The organism is Streptomyces sp. NPDC104831 (assembly GCF_055583025.1).
Window position 1 is genome coordinate 1 of sequence record NZ_JBVJOT010000138.1, and the last position, 2141, is coordinate 2141.

A 2141-nucleotide genomic window follows, 5' to 3' on the forward strand; every position below is an offset into this window, starting at 1 on the left:
TGGTTTACGAATCTGCGGGAGACGGTGCGTTTCGACCGTGCGCTGGAGACGTTGCTGGAGGCCGGGCACCGGGTCTTCATCGAGGTCAGCCCGCATCCGGTGTTGGTGGGTGCGGTGGCCCAGGCGGCGGAGGTGGCGGGGGTCGGTGGGGTCACGGCGGTGGGGACTTTGCGTCGTGACGAGGATGAGGTGTCGCGGTTGTTGCAGCATGCGGCGGAGGTGTTCGTCGCGGGGGTGGATGTCGACTGGCCGGCGTGGGTGGATGGTGGGCGGTTGGTGGATCTGCCGACGTACGCTTTCCAGCGCCGGCGTTTCTGGTTGCCGGCGGGTCGGTCGGTGGTGGACGCGGCGGGGTTGGGTCTCGATCCGGCGCACCATCCCCTGCTCGGCGCCGCCGTACGCCTGGCCGGCAACGACGAGGCAGTGCTCACGGGACGCGTCTCCCTCGCTACCCACCCCTGGCTGGCGGACCACGCCGTCTTCGGCACCGTCATCCTTCCCGGCACCGCCTTCGTGGAGATGGCACTGCGGGCGGCCGACGAGGTCACCTGCGAGGTGCTGGAGGAACTGACGCTGGAACGGCCGCTGGTGCTGTCGCCGGACACGCTGATGGCGGTCCAGGTCTCGGTGGGCGCCGCCGACGAGGCCGGGCGGCGGACGATCGCCGTGCACTCCCGGTCCCAGGACGCGGAGACCGAGTGGGTGCGGCATGCCGTCGGCGTGGTGTCGCGCGGCCCGGCCGTGTCCCCGGAACGGCTGGAGACGCCGTGGCCACCGCCGGGAGCCCGGCGGGTGGAGGGCGCGGAGGTCTATGAGCGCCTGGCCGGCCTCGGCTACGGGTACGGACCGGTGTTCCAGGGCCTGGACGCGATGTGGCGGTCGGGCGGGGAACTGTTCGCCGAGGTCCGACTGCCGGGCGACTCGGGGACGTTCGGCGTCCATCCGGCACTGCTCGACGCCGCGTTGCATCCGCTGCCGTCGGAGGACTTGTGGGTGCCGTTCTCGTGGGGCGGGGTGCGGCTGCACTCGGTGGGTGCCTCGGTACTGCGGGTGCGGCTGACCCCGCAGGCGGACGGTGCCGTGCGGGTGGCCGCGTTCGACGGCGCCGGCATGCCCGTCGTGACCGTCGACGAACTCCGCCTGCAACCCATGTCCCGCGCACAGGTGGCCCAGCTGGGCTCGGCCGCCGCCGACCCGCTGTACGAGGTGCGCTGGACCGACGTAGCCGCCCCTGAAACCCCGGCCGAACCGGCTTCCGACGTCCGGGTGGAGTACGTCGAGCCGGGCGGTGATGTGCGGGTGCGGGTCGGGGAGGCGCTCGCGTTGGTGCAGGGTTTCGTGGCCGATTCCGTCGATGGGCTGCTGGTCGTGGTCACGCGGGGTGGGATGACGGGTGTGGCCGATCCGGCGACGGCCGGGGTGTGGGGGTTGCTGCGGTCGGCGCAGGCCGAGCATCCGGGTCGGATCGTCCTGGTCGACGTACCGGCCGGCGAGGATGCCGATGTGGCGTCGGTGCTCGCCCTCGGCGAACCGCAAGTCGCCGTGCTCGGTGGCCGGTTGTACGTGCCACGGCTTTCCCCGGTCGCTGGGCGGACCCCAGACCGGCCCGAGCTGGGTGCGGGCGGGACGGTGTTGATCACGGGTGCCGGGGGTGCGTTGGGTGGGTTGGTGGCCCGGCATCTCGTGGGGGAGTACGGGGTGCGGCACCTGCTGTTGCTGGGACGTCGTGGTGGTGAGGGTGCCCGCGAGCTGGTGGCGGAGTTGGAGGCCGCTGGTGCGTCGGTGCGGTTCGTGGCCTGTGACGTGGCCGATCGTGAGGCGCTGGCGGAGGTGCTGTCCGAGATTCCTGCCGAGCATCCGCTCACTGGTGTGGTGCATGCGGCGGGTGTGCTGGACGACGGTGTGGTGACGGCGTTGTCGGCGGAGCGCGTGGATGTGGTGATGCGTCCGAAGGTGGACGGGGCGCGGTGGCTGCACGAGCTGACGCGGGGCGCGGATCTGGCGGCGTTCGTCCTGTTCTCGTCTGCGGCGGGCGTGTTCGGTACTGCCGGTCAGGGCAATTATGCGGCGGCGAATGCCTTCCTGGACGCGTTGGCTTTGGAGCGTCGTGCCGAGGGGCTGGCGGCGACGTCGATGGCGTG

At 71.8% G+C, this 2141-nt stretch carries 1 protein-coding gene; it reads left to right on the forward strand.

What is annotated here, in order from left to right:
• Positions 1-24: 24 nt before the first annotated feature.
• Positions 25-2141: type I polyketide synthase (locus ACZ63H_RS38575; RefSeq protein WP_469873117.1), on the forward strand; the 2117-nt coding region annotated here is incomplete at its 3' end.